The organism is Agrococcus sp. DT81.2, assembly GCF_049844935.1.
GTDB lineage: Bacteria > Actinomycetota > Actinomycetes > Actinomycetales > Microbacteriaceae > Agrococcus.
Genome location: NZ_JBNCLZ010000002.1, coordinates 190626 through 207092 on the forward strand (window position 1 = coordinate 190626; position 16467 = coordinate 207092).

The window sequence follows — 16467 nt, forward strand, 5'->3', positions numbered from 1 at the left end:
CGGCCGATCGGCGGACGCGCCTCGACGGCGGCACCCCGATCATGCGGCCTGCATGGCGCGGCGGAGGAACGACGACAGCACATCCCCCGCCTGCCGCACCGCTTCACCGATGCGGGCCTCCGCAGCGTCCGCATCGGTCGCCGCCTCGGTGCTGCGGACCAGCTGGTCGTTGAGCACGAGCAGTGCAGAGACCGCGTGGGACAGCTCGCCGCAGCCGGCGGCCGTGGCCTGCAGCAGCCGCGCCTGCGCCGCGCGCAGCGCCGGGCTGGGCTCGCAGCCGAGCTCGTGGCGCAGGACCTGTCGGCAGCGGTCGTACGCGCGCAGGCCCTCGGCGCACTGACCGCTCCGCTCGAGCGCGAGGATCAGCGCCGTCCAGGCACCCTCATGCAGCGGGTCTCCGACGAGCGCCTGGTTCGCCCAGTCGATCGCCTCGGAGTCCGTCCCGAGGGCGGATGCGCACTCCGCCGCCAGCACGCGCGCCGCGGTGACGGCATCCGCATGACGATCGCGCTCCTCAGCCGCCCACGCGAGCCCGAGCTCGTCGCCGAGCAGCGGACCGGTCGCGAGGGCGAGCGCCTGCACGACGAGCGGATAGGCGGCAGCCGCCTCGGCTCGCTGTGCGCGGTGGAGCAGCGCCTCGAAGCGTGCCAGGTCCAGGTCGACGGCCGAGTCGTCGATCATGTAGCCACCGGTGGTGGTCCGCAGGGGCCCGGACTTGCCGCACGCGGGCTGCAAGTGCCTGCGCAGGAGGCAGACGTAGCTCTCGAGCGTCGCGCGCGCCTCCCTCGGCGGCCGGTCGCCCCAGAGCACATCGATCAGCGCGTCCTTGGAGACAGGGATGCCACGTCGCAGCAGCAGGACCTGCAGGATCTGACGCGGCTTCGGCCCACCGAGGTGCGTGCCCAGCACCACGCCGTCGCGGCGCACCACGAGCGGGCCGATGATGTTCACCGACAGCTGCGCCGGTTCGTCCCTGGGTCGGGTGTGCATCGTGCCCCCTGGGGTGAGGTCTGATGGCCCAATTGTCGTGCGCCGCTCCTGCACCGCGAAGCCGCTGGCCGTCAAGAGATCCTCAGTCCCGAGCGCGACCGCTCCGCAGGACTTGGGTCAACGATCGGCGGTGTGATGGCCGACGCCGAGCGCCAGTCGGCCGCCGGCCGCTCCCTCCAGGGTCAGGGCGATCGCCTGGTTGGGGATCTCGAACACGAGGGTCGCGCCGACGACCTCGCCCTGCTGGGCCTCGTCCACGTCCGGCGAGGCCCACAGCGCGCCGACGCGCCCTGACCCGAGGCCGAGGATCGTGTAGTCGTCGGCCGAGAACCGGATCCCGTCCTCGTCCATCGCCGTGAGCTCCAGCAGGATGCGGATCCGGTGCGCACCATCCGCGGGAGGCTCCGTGAGCACCGCGGGGGCGTCGCTCGGGAGCCAGCCGTCGTTCTCGAGCGGGATGACTCCGTTCACGCGTGCCAGGCCGCCCTCGAACGCAGCGGCGGCTCCGAGCGGAGCGATGGGCTCGCTCCTGGCCGCGAGCTCGGCGTAGACGGCCAGCCCTGTGCCGATGAGCACCATGAGCGCGACGGCGAGCAGCGTCCGAGGCCGCCGGAGCCGCTCGATCAGGGACGGCCGGGGCTCCGGCGCTCGGTGGCGCCCGCCAGCGTCCGAGTGGCCTGGAAGCGTCTGTCCAGCGGCAGGAAGGGCCATGCGCTCACCGTGCGCGGCGAGCCTTGGGAAAACCTCGGTCCGTCAGCTCGACCCCGGGCGTCAGCTCGCGCGCACATCCCACACGTGGTGCTCGAGGTCGTGCAGCGCGTAGACCAGCAGGGACTCGACGGTGAAGACGGAGCCGTTCGAGCGCCGGCCCGGGCGGTCCCACGCATCGGACGGCACCGCATCCGCCGCGTTGGCCAGCTCCGCGGCGGCGAGGTCGAGCTCGACGGCCACGTGCTCGGGCTCCTGCCCCGCGTAGTCGCCGTCGATCGCCGCCTGGTCCTGGTCCCAGTTCGCGAACTCCGGATCGTCCTCGGTGAGCATCTGGTCGAGCCGGGCCCGCATGACGCTGCAGACCTCGCGCACGTGCGCGGCGTACTCGAGCGGCGACCAGGTGTCCTCGTCGGGGCGCTCGCGCACCGCCTCGCCGTGCAGGCGCGCGTGCATCGCGGCCGCGGCGTCGCGGATGCGCTGGCTCAGGTCGCCCTGATCGACCGCCGCGGGGTCGAAGCCGCACTCGGGGCAGCGCTCGCGCAGCACCCACGTCCAATCCTTGGTGTCCGGCTCGATCGGCATGAGCCGAGCATGGCACGGCCTGCCGCACGCGGCTCGATCATCCTCGGGGATGAGGTGCGCACGACCCCGGGAGGACGCGGCGATCGGCGCGGCTTCGTAGCGTCGGAGGAGACGGAGAGGAGCCCCCATGTCGATGCTCGCCCTGCTCGAGACGCTCGCCACCACCGCGCTCGCCGCGCTCGCGATCGCGGCGGGCACGATCCTGGTGCTCGGCCTGCTCGTCGGCCTCACGGTCTGGCTGTCGGGGTCGCGCCCGGCGCGCGCACCGCGCCGCGGCTGACGCGGCATCCCGGCCGCGGCTCGCCGCGCTTGCGAGCGTCTCCGACGGGGCATACGGTTGTTCCTGAACGATCGGTCACTAATTCCCGGTCGGTGGTCCACGCAGTGGTCCTCGCACGGTGGTCTTCACACAGCGACGACGGAGTCAGGAGTCCCATGCCCCCCGAGGCCTTCCTCATCGGTGGTGCACGCACAGCGGTCGGTCGCTACGGCGGCGCGCTCGCGAGCGTCCGCCCTGACGATCTCGCCGCGCTCGTGCTCGGCGAAGCGGTGTCGCGCGCGGGCATCGACCCGGCGCTGATCGACGAGGTGATCCTCGGCGGCGCGAACCAGGCGGGCGAGGACAACCGCAACGTCGCGCGCATGGCCGTGCTGCTGGCGGGCCTGCCCGACGCGATCCCGGGCATCACCGTGAACCGCCTGTGCGCATCCGGCATGTCGGCCATCATCATGGCGTCGCAGATGATCCGCTCGGGCGACGCCGACATCGTCGTCGCCGGTGGCGTCGAGTCGATGACGCGCGCGCCCTGGGTGCAGGCGAAGCCCGAGAAGGCGTGGGCGAAGCCGGGCGAGGCCTTCGACACGTCGATCGGGTGGCGCTTCGCCAACCCGAAGCTCGCCGCCCGCGACAAGGCGACCTTCTCGATGCCGGAGACGGCGGAGGAGGTCGCGCGCGTCGATGGCATCTCGCGCGAGGACGCCGACGCGTTCGCGCTGCGCTCGCACGAGCGCGCGATCGCCGCGATCGACGGCGGCCGCTTCGCCGATGAGATCGTGGCGGTGCAGACGCGCGGCACCGAGGTGACCGTCGACGAGCAGCCCCGCCGCGACACGACCCTCGAGAAGCTCGCCTCGCTGCGCCCGGTCGTCGGCGGCGGGTCGGTCGTCACGGCCGGCAACAGCTCCTCCCTCAACGACGGGGCGTCGGCGATCGTCGTCGCGAGCGAGGATGCGGTGCGTCGCCTCGGGCTGACGCCGCGCGCCCGCGTCGTGAGCGGCGCGAGCGCCGGTGTTGCGCCCGAGGTGATGGGGCTCGGCCCCGTGCCCGCGACCGAGAAGGTGCTCGCGCGCACGGGACTGTCGATCGGCGACATCGGCGCCGTCGAGCTCAACGAGGCCTTCGCGACGCAGTCGCTCGCGACGATCCGGCGATTGGGGCTCGACCCCGAGATCGTGAACGCCGACGGCGGCGCGATCGCGCTCGGGCACGCGCTCGGCTCCTCCGGCACGCGATTGGTCGTGACGCTGCTCGGCCGCATGGAGCGCGAGGGCGCTCAGCGCGGCCTCGCGACGATGTGCGTCGGCGTCGGCCAGGGCACCGCGATCGTGCTGGAGCGCCCGTGACCGAGATCCCATCCCCCGCTGGTCGAGGAGGTCGGCGGAGCCGCCCGTATCGAGACCTGAGAGCCCTCTCGTCTCGATACGCGCCCTCCGGGTGCTGCTCGACGACCGGTGCATGGGCGGTGCGCGGATGAGCGAGACGCTGCGGATCGAGGATCGCGACAGCTTCGTGCTCGCGACGCTCGACCGTCCCGAGAAGCGCAACGCGATCGACCAGGAGCTCGTCGACGCGCTCCACCGGCTCTGCGCGCGGCTCGAGGTCGAGCGCCGAACGCTGGTGCTCACCGGCTCGGGCGGCACCTTCGCCGCCGGCGCCGACATCGCGCAGCTGCGCGAGCGCCGGGCGACCGACGCGCTCGCGGGCATCAACACCCGCTGCTTCCAGCGCATCCGCGCCCTGCCGATGCCGGTGATCGCCGTCCTCGACGGCTACGCGCTCGGCGGCGGTGCCGAGCTCGCCTACGCGGCCGACATCCGCATCGGCACCCCGACGCTCAAGATCGGCAATCCCGAGACCGGCCTCGGCATCATCGCGGCCGCGGGCGCCACCTGGCGACTGCAGGCGATCGTCGGCGAGGCGCTCGCCAACGAGATGCTGCTGACCGGTCGCATCCTCGGCGCCGACGAGGCGCTCGCCGCAGGCCTCGTCTCGGCGGTGCTCGAGCCCGGAGCCGCGCTCGCGCGGGCCATCGACATCGCCGATCGCATCGCCGAGCTCGACCCCGCGGCGACCCAGGCGACCAAGCGCGCGCTGCTCGCGCCGCTGAGCGCGCACCCCGAGATCGACCTCGCCGAGCAGGCGGTGCTCTTCGAGAGCCCCGAGAAGCAGCGACGGATGACCGAGTTCCTCGAGCGGAGAAGCAAGCGATGATCGACGACACAGACGCAGCGGTCGGCGCGGGCGCGCCCGAGCGCGTCGGCGTGCTCGGCGGCGGCCGCATGGGCGCGGGCATCGCCCACGCGTTCGTGCTCGCCGGCAGCCAGGTGGTGGTCGTCGAGCGCGACCACGAGGCCGCGGAGGCCGCGGAGGAGCGCGTGCGCGCAAGCCTCGCGAAGAGCGTCGAGCGCGGCTGGGCCGAGCCCATCGACGAGCTCACCGGCCGGCTGCGCGTCGCGACCGACGTCGCAGCGTTCGCCGACGCCGACCTCGTGATCGAGGCCGTGCCCGAGGACGGGACGCTCAAGGCGGATGCGCTCGCGCGCGTCGAGGCCGTCCTCACCGACCGCGCGGCGCTCGCCAGCAACACGTCGTCGATCTCCATCGACGCGCTGGCCGCCAACCTCGCCCGGCCCGCCCGCTTCCTCGGGCTGCACTTCTTCAACCCGGTTCCCGCATCCGCGCTCGTCGAGATCGTGCTCGGCGACGCCACCGAGCCCCGGCTCGCGAACGACGCGCGCGCGTGGGTGGAGGCGATCGGCAAGGCGCCCGTGACCGTGCACGACGCCCCTGGCTTCGCGAGCTCGAGGCTCGGCGTCGCGATCGGGCTCGAGGCGATCCGCATGGTCGAGGAGGGCGTCGCGAGCCCCGGCGACATCGACCTCGCGATGGAGCTCGGCTACAAGCACCCCACCGGCCCGCTGCGCACGACCGACATCGTCGGGCTCGACGTGCGACTCGGCATCGCCGAGCAGCTGCACCGCGAGCTGGGCGAGCGGTTCCGGCCGCCCGAGCTGCTGCGCCAGATGGTCGCGGAGGGCCGGCTCGGCAAGAAGAGCGGCCGCGGCTTCTACGACTGGGACTGACCACCGAACTTCCCCGAACCGCCGGTCTTGCCTGCGAAACACCGAAGTTCAGGGAAGTTCGACGACACAGCACGAATGACAGACAGATGGAGACGACGATGTCCGACCTCATGACCCGCACGCGCATCCTGCCCAGCTACGTGCAGGACGGCTGGTGGCAGCCCGCCGAGGGCGCCGCCGACGACGCGACCGTCGTGCGCGACGCCTCGACCGGCGAGGAGGTCGTGCGCGTCTCGACCTCCGGCCTCGACCTCGCGGCGGCGCTCGAGCACGCCCGCACGGTCGGCCAGCACAGCCTCGCGCCGCTCACCTTCCACCAGCGCGCGATCCTGCTGAAGCAGATGGCGCTCGCGCTCACCGAGCGCAAGAGCGAGCTGTACGAGCTGTCGAGCCGCACGGGCGCGACGAAGAACGACTCGTGGGTCGACATCGACGGCGGCATCGGCGTGCTCTTCACGTACTCGTCGAAGGGCCGTCGCGAGATGCCGCAGTCGACGATCTACCTCGACGGCCCCGTCGAGCAGCTGTCGAAGGACGGCTCGTTCCTCGCGCGCCACATCTGCACGACCCTGCCGGGCGTCGCGGTGCAGATCAACGCGTTCAACTTCCCCGTCTGGGGCGCGCTCGAGAAGCTCGCGCCCGCGTTCCTCGCCGGCATGCCGACGGTCATCAAGCCGGCGACGCCGACCGGCTACGTCGCCGAGCACATGGTGCGCATCCTCGCCGAGTCGGGCCTGCTGCCGGCCGGTGCCGTGCAGCTCGTCTCGGGCTCCGCGCGCGACCTGCTCGACCACCTGCGGCTCGGCGACACCGTGAGCTTCACCGGCTCCGCGTCGACCGCCGAGGGCCTGCGCCTCCACGACGCCGTGCAGACGGGCGGCGTGCGCTTCACCGTCGAGACCGACTCGATCAACGCATCCGTGCTCGGCCCGGACGCCACCCCCGGCACCCCCGAGTTCGACGCATTCGTGCGCGGGCTCGTCACCGAGATGACCTCGAAGGCCGGGCAGAAGTGCACCGCCATCCGCCGTGCGCTGGTGCCGAGCGGCATGACGGATGCCGTGGCCGACGCCGTGCGCGACCGGATCGCCGCGAAGGTGGTCGTCGGCGACCCCCGCGCGGAGGGCGTCACGATGGGGCCGCTCGCCTCCACCGGGCAGCGCGACGAGGTGCTCAAGCAGCTGATGAAGCTGCGCGAGGGCGGCGGCCAGATCGTCGTGGGCGGCGACGCGGGGCACGTGACCCTCGCCGACGGCTCGCTCGGCGAGGCCGCGGACGGCGCGTTCGTCGCGCCGACGCTGCTCTCGTTCGCCGACCCCGAGTCGGATGCGCTGCACCAGGTCGAGGCGTTCGGCCCGGTCGCGTCGCTCGTCGAGTACGGCAGCGCCGAGCAGGCGGCCGAGATCGTCGCGCGCGGCGGCGGCTCGCTCGTCACCTCGATCGCCTCGCACGACGGGGCGTTCGTGAGCGAGCTCACCCGCCGCATCGCGCCGCACAACGGCCGCATCCTGCTGCTCGACCGCGACGACATGCGCGCATCCACCGGCCACGGCTCGCCGCTGCCGATGCTCGTGCACGGCGGCCCCGGCCGCGCGGGCGGCGGCGAGGAGCTCGGCGGCATCCGCTCGGTGCTCCACCACATGCAGCGCACCGCCATCCAGGGATCGCCGTCGATGCTCACGGCCCTCACCGGGGTGTGGCACCAGGGCGCCGCCTCGTCGACCGAGGCACCGCATCCGTTCCGGAAGTCGCTCGCCGAGCTGCGGATCGGCGACCAGGTCGTCTCGGAGCGCCGCGTGATCACGCTCGACGACATCGAGCACTTCGCCGAGTTCACGGGCGACACGTTCTACGCGCACATGGATCAGGAGGCGGCCGAGGCGAACCCGTTCTTCCCGGGCCGCGTCGCGCACGGCTACCTGCTGCTGTCGTTCGCCGCTGGGCTCTTCGTGGAGCCGGCGCCGGGCCCCGTGCTCGCGAACACCGGCCTCGACAACCTGCGCTTCATGACGCCGGTCTCCCCCGGTGACTCGCTGCGGGTGACGCTGACGGCGAAGCAGATCACGCCGCGCGAGACCGACCCGTACGGCGAGGTGCGGTGGGATGCGGTGCTCACGAACCAGGACGACGAGACGGTTGCGCAGTACGACCTGCTGACGTACGTCGCGAAGGAGCAGTAGCCGGCGCCTTCTGCGGCACGGAAAGGCCCCTCCCAGTCGCTGGGAGGGGCCTTTCCGTGCGTGAGCCGATCTACTCGGCGGGCAGCACCAGCTGCTGGCCGGCCATGATCAGGTCGGGGTTCGAGACCGTCGCCTGGTTCACGGCGAAGATGCCGAGCCAGCCGCTGTCGACGCCCTGCGCCTGCGCGATCTCGAAGAGCGTGTCGCCCGGCACGACCGTGTAGGTCACGTCACCCGGCTGGACGTCGGGCAGCTGCAGCGCGGCCGGCGCGGCCTGCTGCACGGGCGCGGCCTGCTGCGCGGGCGCGGCCTGCTCGGCCGGTGCCGGCGCGGGCGCGGGCGCGGCCTGCTGTGCCGGTGCCGGCGCGGGTGCGGGTGCGGGTGCGGGCGCCGGTGCGGGTGCCGGCGCTGCCGCGCGCGGCTCAGCCGCCCCGGTGGCGCCGATCTTCACCGAGCACGTGGGCCATGCGCCCCAGCCCTGCACGGCCAGCGTGTTCTCGGCGACGCGGATCTGCTCCTCGCGCGAGGCGTCGGCGGGGTTGCCGCTGCCGCCGAACGCCTGCCACGTCGACAGCGAGAACTGCAGGCCGCCGTAGTAGCCGTTGCCGGTGTTGATAGCCCAGTTGCCGCTCGACTCGCACTGCGCGAGGGCGTCCCAGGTCGAGTCGGATGCCGCGTGCGCGGCCGTCGGCACGAGCACGGCTCCGGCGACGGTCGCGATGCCGGTGGCGACGATGCCCGCGACGGCGCGCTTCGATCGGCGGGCACGGTTGATGGTGTGGTGCTTGCTCACAATTGAACTCCACGGCCCCGCCTCGGACGCGCGCTGCGCGCTCGGCCGCCCGACCGGAAGAGTTGGATTCGATGGCGCGGAGGACTCTCGGGGCGGATGCGACGGCCGTCCTTCGCGGGTTCAGAGTCCCGACCCTAGCGAAGATCACGATTCGATAACAACCGGCGTGTCGTGCAGATCAGCTTTGGGCGTGTCGTGCACCTCAGAGCGAGGTCGGCTCCCGCAGTCCCGTGCGGACGAGCTCGAGCACCGAATCGGCGAGCTGCTCGGGGCTGACCGGCCCGTCCGGGCGGTACCACTCGACGATCGAGTTGACCATGCCGAAGGTGAGCCGCTCGGCGATGCGCGGATCCATGTCGGCGCGCAGCGTGCCCTCCTCGCGCGACAGCTCGAACAGCGCCCCCAGCTTGCGGTCGATCTCGCGCCGGCGACGCATCGCCTCGAGCTCGATCGGGGTGTTGCCGCGCAGCCGCAGCAGCAGCGTCACGAACGGCATCTGCTCGCACAGCACGAGCACGGCGCCCCGCACGACGTAGCGGATGCGGCTCACGACCGGCCCGGACGTCGCCTCCGGTGCGTCGAACACCGCCTCCAGCGCGTCGAGCGCCTTGCCGAGGGCGACCTCGAGCATCTGCTCCTTCGACGCGAAGTGGTGGTAGATCGCCGACTTCGACAGGCCGAGCCGGTCGGCGATCACGCCGAGCGACGTGGCGTCGTAGCCGCGCTCGTTGAACGCCGCGACGACCACCTCGAGCATCGAGTCACGGTCGTAGCCGGGGCGGCCGCGACGGGCGACGATGGGCGAGGTGGTCATCGATCCATCCTCCAGCATGGGCGTGGTCTCGATACGCGGCCGGGCTCCGCCCGACTGCTACTCGACCACCGGGGACGCCGCGCGGAGGTCGTAGACGCGCTTGTACTTGCCCTCCGAGCGCGGCAGCGAGCCGGTCGGCACGACCTCGACGTCGACGGTCGTGCCGATGCGCTCCTTCACCCGCAGCTTCAGGATCTCGGCGGCGGCGGTCGAGACGACGGGCTTCACGCCCGGCGTGCACTCGATCTTCACGACCAGCCCGTCCATGCGCCCTCGGTTGACGAGCTCGAGGATGAAGTGCGGCGTCAGGTGCTCGATCTCGAGCACGATCTCCTCGATCTGCGTCGGGAAGACGTTGACGCCGCGCACGATGAGCATGTCGTCGTTGCGGCCGGTGATCTTCTCGATGCGGCGCATCGTCGGCTGCGCCGAGCCCGGCAGCAGCCGCGTCAGGTCGCGCGTGCGGTACCGGATCACCGGGAACGCCTGCTTCGTGAGCGACGTGAAGACGAGCTCGCCCATCTCGCCGTCGGCCAGCTGCTCGCCGGTCTCACCGTCGATGATCTCGGGCAGGAAGTGGTCCTCCCAGATGGTCGGGCCGTCCTTCGTCGACGCGAACTCGCTGCCGACGCCCGGCCCCATGACCTCCGAGAGGCCGTAGATGTCGACCGCGTCGATGCCCATCCGCCGCTCGAGCTCGTGCCGCATCTCGTTCGTCCACGGCTCCGCGCCGCAGATCGCGACCTTGAGCGACGTCTCGCGCGGGTCGAGACCGGCCTCCTCGAACGCATCCGCGATCGTCAGCAGGTACGACGGCGTGCACATGATCGCGTCAGGCTCGAAGTCGCGGATCAGCTGCACCTGCCGCGCCGTCTGCCCGCCAGAGACGGGGATGACCGTGGCGCCGAGCCGCTCGATGCCCGCGTGCGCGCCCTGCCCGCCGGTGAAGAGGCCGTAGCCGTAGGCGTTGTGCACCTTCATGCCCGGGCGCACGCCCGCGGCGCGCAGCGAGCGGGCGACGACCTCGGCCCAGACCTCCAGGTCGGCCTTCGTGTAGCCGACGACCGTCGGCCGGCCGGTGGTGCCGGAGGAGGCGTGGATCCGCGCGACCTGCTCCATCGGCACCGCGAACATGCCGAACGGGTACGACTCGCGCAGATCCTCCTTGGTCGTGAAGGGCAGGCGCTGCAGGTCGTCGAGCGAGCGGATGTCATCCGGGTGCACGCCTGCCTCGTCGAGCTTGCGCGTGTAGGTCGGCACGTTCGCGTAGGCGTGGCGCACGGTCTGCTGCAGCCGCTCGAGCTGCAGCGCTCGCAGCTCGTCGGGCGAGAGGCGCTCGCCGGCGTCGCGGAGGTCATCGGGTGCGGTGGACTGTTCGAGCATCGTTGCTCTCTTCCCTCGTTCTTGAATCTTGTCGAACTTCCCTGAACTGCCGAATTCCGATCCGGGAACCGGCTGTTGGGGGAAGTTCGACTTCGGGCGGTGGGTCAGGCGGGGCCGCCGGCGCCCGCGGGCGTCGCTGCGGCGTCGATGGATGGCGCGGTGCGGTTGGTGGAGAAGGAGCGGCCGCGGAACTCGGCCACCGTGTCGCCCGTCTCGTCGACGATCGAGACGTCGTAGATGCCGTTGCGGCCGGATCTCCAGCGCCGCTCGGCGGTCGCGGTGAGCGTCTGCCCGGCGTGCGTCGCCTTCGCGAACGTGATGTCGGCGCCGGATGCGACGGTCACCGTGGCGTCCTCGTTGCACGCGTACGCGAACGCCGTGTCGGCGAGCGTGAAGACGAGCCCACCGTGCGTGATGCCGAAGCCGTTCACCATCGCGTCGGTGATCGGCATGGTGAGCACGGCGCGACCGCGCTCGAGCTCGGCGATCTCGATGCCGAAGGCCTCCTTGGCCCTGTCGGTCTCGGCCATGATCGTGGCCAGCCAGCTCTCGTCTCGCATCCGCGCTCCATTGCGTTCAGGTGACATCTGCGTGCGGGTGACACGCCTTCAGGTGACAGCATCGTCGTGCCCGTGGGCCTTGCTCGAGCGACCGTTGCGGGTGCGCTCGGTGCGAGTCTATACTTACTGAACGTTCGGTCACTAATTCCGAACCGAAGGAGAGGGAGTCGACGATGACGCTCACCGCACCCGACGCATCCGCGACCGGCACGCCCGACGAGGCGGAGCTGCAGGCGCGCTTCGATGCGCTCATCGAGGCCGACCAGCGCATCGAACCGCGCGACTGGATGCCCGACGCGTACCGGAAGACGCTCATCCGCCAGATCTCGCAGCACGCGCACTCCGAGATCATCGGCATGCAGCCGGAGGGCAACTGGATCTCGCGGGCACCGAGCCTCAAGCGCAAGGCCATCCTGATGGCCAAGGTGCAGGACGAGGCGGGCCACGGGCTCTACCTCTACTCCGCCGCGCAGACGCTCGGCATCAGCCGCGACGAGATGACCGAGCAGCTCATCACCTCTCGCGCGCGCTACTCGTCGATCTTCAACTACCCGACGCCGACGTGGGCCGACATGGGCGCGATCGGCTGGCTCGTCGACGGCGCCGCGATCTGCAACCAGGTGCCGCTGTGCCGCGCCTCCTACGGCCCGTACGGCCGCGCGATGGTGCGCATCTGCAAGGAGGAGTCGTTCCACCAGCGGCAGGGCTTCGAGATCCTGCTCGAGCTGAGCCAGGGCACCCCCGAGCAGCACCGGATGGCGCAGGAAGCCGTGGACCGCTGGTACTGGCCGAGCCTCATGATGTTCGGCCCGCCCGACGACGAGTCGCCCAACTCGGCGCAGTCGATGGCGTGGAAGATCAAGCGCTTCTCGAACGACGAGCTGCGTCAGCGCTTCGTCGGCATGCTCGTGCCGCAGGTCGAGGTGCTCGGGCTCACGCTGCCCGACCCGAACCTGCGCTGGAACGAGGCCGAGGGCAAGTGGGACATGTCCGAGATCGACTGGACCGAGTTCAACGAGGTGCTCGCCGGCCGCGGCCCCGCCAACGCCCAGCGCATCCAGCACCGCCGAGACGCGCACGAGGACGGTGCGTGGGTGCGTGAGGCGGCTGCCGCGTACGCCGAGAAGCGCGCGGCGCGCGAGCGCGTCGCCGCCTGACCCCCCCCACCCGACACGAGCGTCGAACTTCCCCGAACTCCGGGTCTCGACGAAGAAAGCCCGGACTTCAGGGAAGTTCGATGGAGCAGAACGAGGAGACGAAGATGTCGACACCCGGAGACGTCGCCGGCGAGGGCTGGCCGCTGTACGAGGTGTTCGTGCGCGCCAACCGCGGACTGAGCCACGTGCACGTCGGCTCGCTGCACGCGCCCGACGACGACATGGCGCTGCGCAACGCGCGCGACCTCTACACGCGACGCAATGAGGGCGTCTCCGTGTGGGTCGCGCGCTCGACCGCCATCACGACGAGCGACCCCGACCAGAAGGGCGCGTTCTTCGAGAGCCCGGCGGGCAAGAACTACCGCCACGCCAAGTACTACGAGAAGAGCGCGGAGGTCCCCCACCTGTGAACGCCCAGCTGAACGACGCGGAGCTGAACGAGGCCGACCTCGCCGCCGCCGAGGCGACCGCGAGCAGCGCCGAGCCGACCGTGACCGAGGCCCAGCGCACGGCACCGCGCGACGCCGCCGCCATCGCCGCCATGCACGACGCCGAGGCGGCCGACGTGCACGGCGACGTCAGCGTCGACGAGCTGCACCTGACGGCCGAGCTGACGGGGGCGGATGCGTCCGCGGTCGCGAGCCCGGACGTCGCGGAGTACGCGCTGCGGCTCGGCGACGACGCGCTGATCCTCTCGCAGCGTCTCGGCTGGTGGATCTCGCGCGCGCCGGAGCTCGAGGAGGACATGGCGCTCGGCAACATCGCGCTCGACCTGCTCGGGCACGCGCGCTCGCTGCTGCACTACGCGGGCACCGCCTCCGGCCGCAGCGAGGACGACCTCGCTTACTGGCGCGACGAGCACGAGTTTCGCTGCGCATGGCTGTTCGAGCAGCCGAACGGCGACTTCGCCCACACGATCGCCCGCGGCCTGATCGCCGCGATCTGGATGCAGGAGCTGTACACGGCGCTGTCGCAGTCGACGGATGCGTCGCTCGCCGCGATCGCGGCGAAGTCGGTCAAGGAGGTCGCGTACCACCGCGACCACGCCGTGCAGTGGACGCTGCGGCTCGCTGGCGGCACCGAGGAGTCCCGCCGCCGCCTGCTCGTCGCGCTCACCGACACCTGGCCGTACACCGACGAGCTGTTCCGCGACGACGAGCTGCACGAGCGGCTCGGCGACATCGTGCCGCGCCCGTCCAGCCTGCGCGCGGGCTTCGACGAGATCTGGAACGCGGTGCTCGCCGAGGCCGAGATCACCGAGGCCGACTTCACGCATCCGCGCATCGGCCAGTCCTCCGGCGGCGGCCGCCACGGCAACCACTCGACCCACCTCGGGCCGCTGCTCGCCGAGATGCAGGTGCTGGCGCGCCGCCACCCCGGAGCGACGTGGTGATGGCCACCGCATCCGCCCCCTCCGACCTGCGTGACCGCGCCTGGCAGGTCGCGGCCGCCGTCGTCGACCCCGAGGTGCCGGTGCTGACGATCGAGGACCTCGGCGTGCTCCGCGGCGTGCGGATCGACGGCGAGACGACGGTCGTGACGCTCACGCCCACCTACTCCGGCTGCCCGGCGATCGACCAGATGCGCGACGACGTGCTGCTCGCGCTCACCGCCGAGGGCTTCCGCGAGGTGCGCGTCGACTTCACGCTCTCGCCCGCCTGGACGACCGACTGGATGAGCGAGGCCGGCAAGGCGAAGCTCGAGCAGTACGGCATCGCGCCGCCCACGCACCGCGCGGGCGAGCGGCAGGGGCCGATCCCGCTCTCGCTGGGCGTGAAGTGCCCGCGCTGCGGGAGCCTGCGCACCCGCGAGGTGTCGCGCTTCGGCTCCACGGCATGCAAGAGCCACTTCGAGTGCCTCGCGTGCCTCGAGCCCTTCGACCACTTCAAGGTGCACTGATGGCCGCCATCAATCTGGGGAGCAGCACGTCGCGCAAGCGAGCCCGCTTCCACGAGCTCGAGGTCGCGAACGTGCGGCCGCTCACCGAGCACGCCGTCGAGGTCACCTTCGCGGTGCCCGAGGAGCTGCACGACGACTTCGGCTACGTCGCCGGCCAGCACCTCGCGCTGCGAGCGACGATCGACGGCCATGAGGTGCGCCGCTCCTACTCGATCTGCCGCCCGCCGACCCCCGGTTCGATCTCGGTCGCCATCAAGCGCGACCTGGGCGGCCGCTTCTCCACCTGGGCGAACGAGGAGCTGCAGCCCGGCGCCCGCATCGACGTGATGGTGCCGCAGGGCACGTTCACCTCGGCGCTCGAGCGGGTGGACGGCGCGCACGTCGTCGGCATCGCCGCCGGCAGCGGCATCACACCGATGATGGCGCTCGCCCACGAGGTGCTGTCGCGCTCGGACACCTCGACGTTCTCGCTGCTGTTCTCGAACCGGTCGACGCTCGACGTGATGTTCATCGAGGAGCTCGCCGACCTGAAGGACCGCTACCCGTCGCGTCTCGCCCTGCACCACGTGCTCTCGCGCGAGCAGCGCGCCGCGCCCCTCATGTCCGGCCGCATCGACGAGGAGCGGCTCGACCGCATCCTCACCGAGCTCATCCGCCCGGACTCGGTCGACGAGTGGTTCCTCTGCGGGCCCTTCGAGCTCGTGCAGCTGTGCCGCGACGTGCTCGAGCGCAAGGGCGTCGACCCGGCGCACGTGCGCTTCGAGCTCTTCACCACCGGCAAGCCGGTCGACGCGGGCGGCGATCGCGGCCGACCCGTGCAGGTCGACGCGGGCGAGGAGACCTGGACGCTCGACTTCACGCTCGACGGCCAGTCGACGCAGGTGGAGTCGCCCGTCGCGGCGCGCGAGTCGATCCTCAACGCGGCGCTCCGCGTGCGACCCGACGTGCCGTTCGCGTGCGCCGGCGGCGTGTGCGGCACCTGCCGGGCGAAGGTCGTCTCGGGCAGCGTGAGCATGACCGAGAACTACGCGCTCGAGCCCGACGAGATTGAGCGCGGCTACGTGCTCACGTGCCAGTCGCATCCGCAGCCAGACACGAAGCAGCTGGTCGTCGACTACGACGTCTAGCCCCGGCCGATCGAGCAGCAGCCGCCCCCGTCGATCGAGTAGCAGCCGAAGGCCGCGTATCGAGATCCACGACCTGGCCGATCGAGCGGCTAGCGTGCGAAGGACGCAGACGAAGGAGTCCCCGATGATCGACCTCACCATCACCGACGACATCGCCGAGGTCGTGCTGAACGCGCCCGAGAAGCGCAACGCGGTCGACGCGACCGCGCTCGGGGAGTTGTCGGATGCGTACGCCGAGGCCGAGCGCGCAGGCGTGCGCGCGCTCGTGCTGCGCGGCGAGGGCCGCGCCTTCTGCGCCGGCCGCGACATCTCGGAGGTCGACCCGCGCACCGACGACGCGATCGGCTTCCTGCGCGACACGCTGCAGCCGCTGCTGCAGCGGATGGCCGCGTTCCCCGCTCCGACCTTCGCGGCCGCGCACGGCGCGTGCCTCGGCATCGGGCTGGGACTCCTGGTGGCGACCGACGTCGTCTACGTCGCCGAGTCGGCGAAGGTCGGCAGCCCGTTCGCGGCGCTCGGCGCGACGCTCGACTCGGGCGGCCACGCGCTCTTCTACGAGCGGCTCGGCGCCCACCGCACGCTCGACCTGATCTACTCCGGGCGGCTCATGTCGGGTGCCGAGGCCGTCGCGCTCGGTCTCTTCTCGCAGTCGTTCCCCGACGACGACGTGCTCGACGCGACCCGTGCCGCCGCCGCCCACGCCGCGGTCGGCCCCACGCTCGCCTACTTCGCCTCGAAGGAGATCATCCGCGGCCTCCGCGACGAGCGGATGGGGCTGTGGCAGTCGGTCGACGCCGAGAACATCGCGCAGGCGGCGCTCGCGCAGACCGCCGACTTCCGCGAGGGCTTCGCCGCCTTCCAGCAGAAGCGCACGCCCACCTTCACGGGCCGCGCGTAGTCGGTCGCCG

18 protein-coding genes are annotated in these 16467 nt (G+C 71.8%); 11 read left to right on the top strand and 7 right to left on the bottom strand.

The window, feature by feature from the left end; translation table 11 throughout:
* Positions 1 to 39: 39 nt before the first annotated feature.
* The 3 genes from ACLQ21_RS04195 to ACLQ21_RS04205 all read right to left on the bottom strand — a co-directional run bounded on the left by ACLQ21_RS04195 (position 40) and on the right by ACLQ21_RS04205 (position 2283).
* The gene (locus ACLQ21_RS04195) at positions 40 to 990 is read right to left on the bottom strand and encodes an AfsR/SARP family transcriptional regulator (RefSeq protein WP_425661786.1); all 951 of its coding nucleotides are present in this window, start codon (positions 988 to 990) and stop codon (positions 40 to 42) included.
* A 117-nt stretch (positions 991 to 1107) separates the two neighbouring features.
* Complete coding sequence (locus ACLQ21_RS04200) at positions 1108 to 1701, bottom strand: hypothetical protein (RefSeq protein WP_425661788.1); 594 nt, start codon at positions 1699 to 1701, stop codon at positions 1108 to 1110.
* A 60-nt stretch (positions 1702 to 1761) separates the two neighbouring features.
* Complete coding sequence (locus ACLQ21_RS04205) at positions 1762 to 2283, bottom strand: DinB family protein (protein ID WP_425661790.1); 522 nt, start codon at positions 2281 to 2283, stop codon at positions 1762 to 1764.
* Between the two features lie 127 nt (positions 2284 to 2410).
* Here ACLQ21_RS04205 and ACLQ21_RS04210 point away from each other — a divergent pair, with 127 nt between their 5' ends.
* The 5 genes from ACLQ21_RS04210 (at position 2411) to paaZ (ending at position 7826) form a co-directional block, all read left to right on the top strand.
* Positions 2411 to 2563, top strand: a complete 153-nt coding sequence (locus ACLQ21_RS04210) for a hypothetical protein (protein WP_425661792.1) — start codon at positions 2411 to 2413, stop codon at positions 2561 to 2563.
* Positions 2564 to 2718: 155 nt separating this feature from the next.
* A complete protein-coding gene (locus ACLQ21_RS04215; RefSeq protein ID WP_425661794.1) occupies positions 2719 to 3906 on the top strand; it encodes a thiolase family protein in 1188 nt (395 codons plus the stop codon).
* 127 nt (positions 3907 to 4033) lie between these two features.
* Positions 4034 to 4774, top strand: a complete 741-nt coding sequence (locus ACLQ21_RS04220; RefSeq protein ID WP_425661796.1) for an enoyl-CoA hydratase/isomerase family protein — start codon at positions 4034 to 4036, stop codon at positions 4772 to 4774.
* A complete protein-coding gene (locus ACLQ21_RS04225) occupies positions 4771 to 5646 on the top strand; it encodes a 3-hydroxyacyl-CoA dehydrogenase family protein (protein WP_425661798.1) in 876 nt (291 codons plus the stop codon). The genes ACLQ21_RS04220 and ACLQ21_RS04225 overlap by 4 nt, the downstream gene beginning before the upstream one ends.
* An 86-nt stretch (positions 5647 to 5732) precedes the next feature.
* Complete coding sequence (gene paaZ / locus ACLQ21_RS04230) at positions 5733 to 7826, top strand: phenylacetic acid degradation bifunctional protein PaaZ (protein ID WP_425661800.1); 2094 nt, start codon at positions 5733 to 5735, stop codon at positions 7824 to 7826.
* A gap of 70 nt (positions 7827 to 7896) precedes the next feature.
* Here paaZ and ACLQ21_RS04235 read toward each other — a convergent pair whose 3' ends face one another.
* From ACLQ21_RS04235 to paaI, 4 genes are all read right to left on the bottom strand, one after another.
* A complete protein-coding gene (locus ACLQ21_RS04235; RefSeq protein ID WP_425661802.1) occupies positions 7897 to 8619 on the bottom strand; it encodes a transglycosylase family protein in 723 nt (240 codons plus the stop codon).
* A 202-nt stretch (positions 8620 to 8821) separates the two neighbouring features.
* On the bottom strand, positions 8822 to 9433 hold the full coding sequence (locus tag ACLQ21_RS04240; RefSeq protein WP_425661804.1) for a TetR/AcrR family transcriptional regulator: 612 nt from the start codon (positions 9431 to 9433) through the stop codon (positions 8822 to 8824).
* 57 nt (positions 9434 to 9490) lie between these two features.
* On the bottom strand, positions 9491 to 10816 hold the full coding sequence (paaK, locus tag ACLQ21_RS04245) for a phenylacetate--CoA ligase PaaK (RefSeq protein WP_425661806.1): 1326 nt from the start codon (positions 10814 to 10816) through the stop codon (positions 9491 to 9493).
* 104 nt (positions 10817 to 10920) lie between these two features.
* A complete protein-coding gene (paaI, locus tag ACLQ21_RS04250) occupies positions 10921 to 11376 on the bottom strand; it encodes a hydroxyphenylacetyl-CoA thioesterase PaaI (protein WP_425661807.1) in 456 nt (151 codons plus the stop codon).
* Positions 11377 to 11549: 173 nt separating this feature from the next.
* Between paaI and paaA the strand changes: the two genes are divergently transcribed.
* The 6 genes from paaA (at position 11550) to ACLQ21_RS04280 (ending at position 16457) form a co-directional block, all read left to right on the top strand.
* Positions 11550 to 12533, top strand: a complete 984-nt coding sequence (gene paaA, locus ACLQ21_RS04255) for a 1,2-phenylacetyl-CoA epoxidase subunit PaaA (protein ID WP_425661809.1) — start codon at positions 11550 to 11552, stop codon at positions 12531 to 12533.
* A gap of 104 nt (positions 12534 to 12637) precedes the next feature.
* Positions 12638 to 12943: a 1,2-phenylacetyl-CoA epoxidase subunit PaaB gene (gene paaB, locus ACLQ21_RS04260; RefSeq protein ID WP_425662406.1), complete on the top strand. Its 306-nt coding sequence runs from the start codon at positions 12638 to 12640 to the stop codon at positions 12941 to 12943.
* Positions 12944 to 13074: 131 nt separating this feature from the next.
* The gene (gene paaC / locus ACLQ21_RS04265) at positions 13075 to 13926 is read left to right on the top strand and encodes a 1,2-phenylacetyl-CoA epoxidase subunit PaaC (protein ID WP_425662407.1); all 852 of its coding nucleotides are present in this window, start codon (positions 13075 to 13077) and stop codon (positions 13924 to 13926) included.
* Positions 13926 to 14432, top strand: a complete 507-nt coding sequence (gene paaD / locus ACLQ21_RS04270) for a 1,2-phenylacetyl-CoA epoxidase subunit PaaD (protein WP_425661811.1) — start codon at positions 13926 to 13928, stop codon at positions 14430 to 14432. Before paaC ends, paaD begins: the two co-directional genes overlap by 1 nt.
* A complete protein-coding gene (gene paaE / locus ACLQ21_RS04275; protein WP_425661813.1) occupies positions 14432 to 15559 on the top strand; it encodes a 1,2-phenylacetyl-CoA epoxidase subunit PaaE in 1128 nt (375 codons plus the stop codon). The genes paaD and paaE overlap by 1 nt, the downstream gene beginning before the upstream one ends.
* A gap of 124 nt (positions 15560 to 15683) precedes the next feature.
* Positions 15684 to 16457 carry an enoyl-CoA hydratase/isomerase family protein gene (locus ACLQ21_RS04280; protein WP_425661815.1) on the top strand — a complete coding sequence of 258 codons (774 nt, stop codon included), beginning with the start codon at positions 15684 to 15686 and terminating at the stop codon, positions 16455 to 16457.
* The last annotated feature ends 10 nt before the right edge of the window (positions 16458 to 16467 follow it).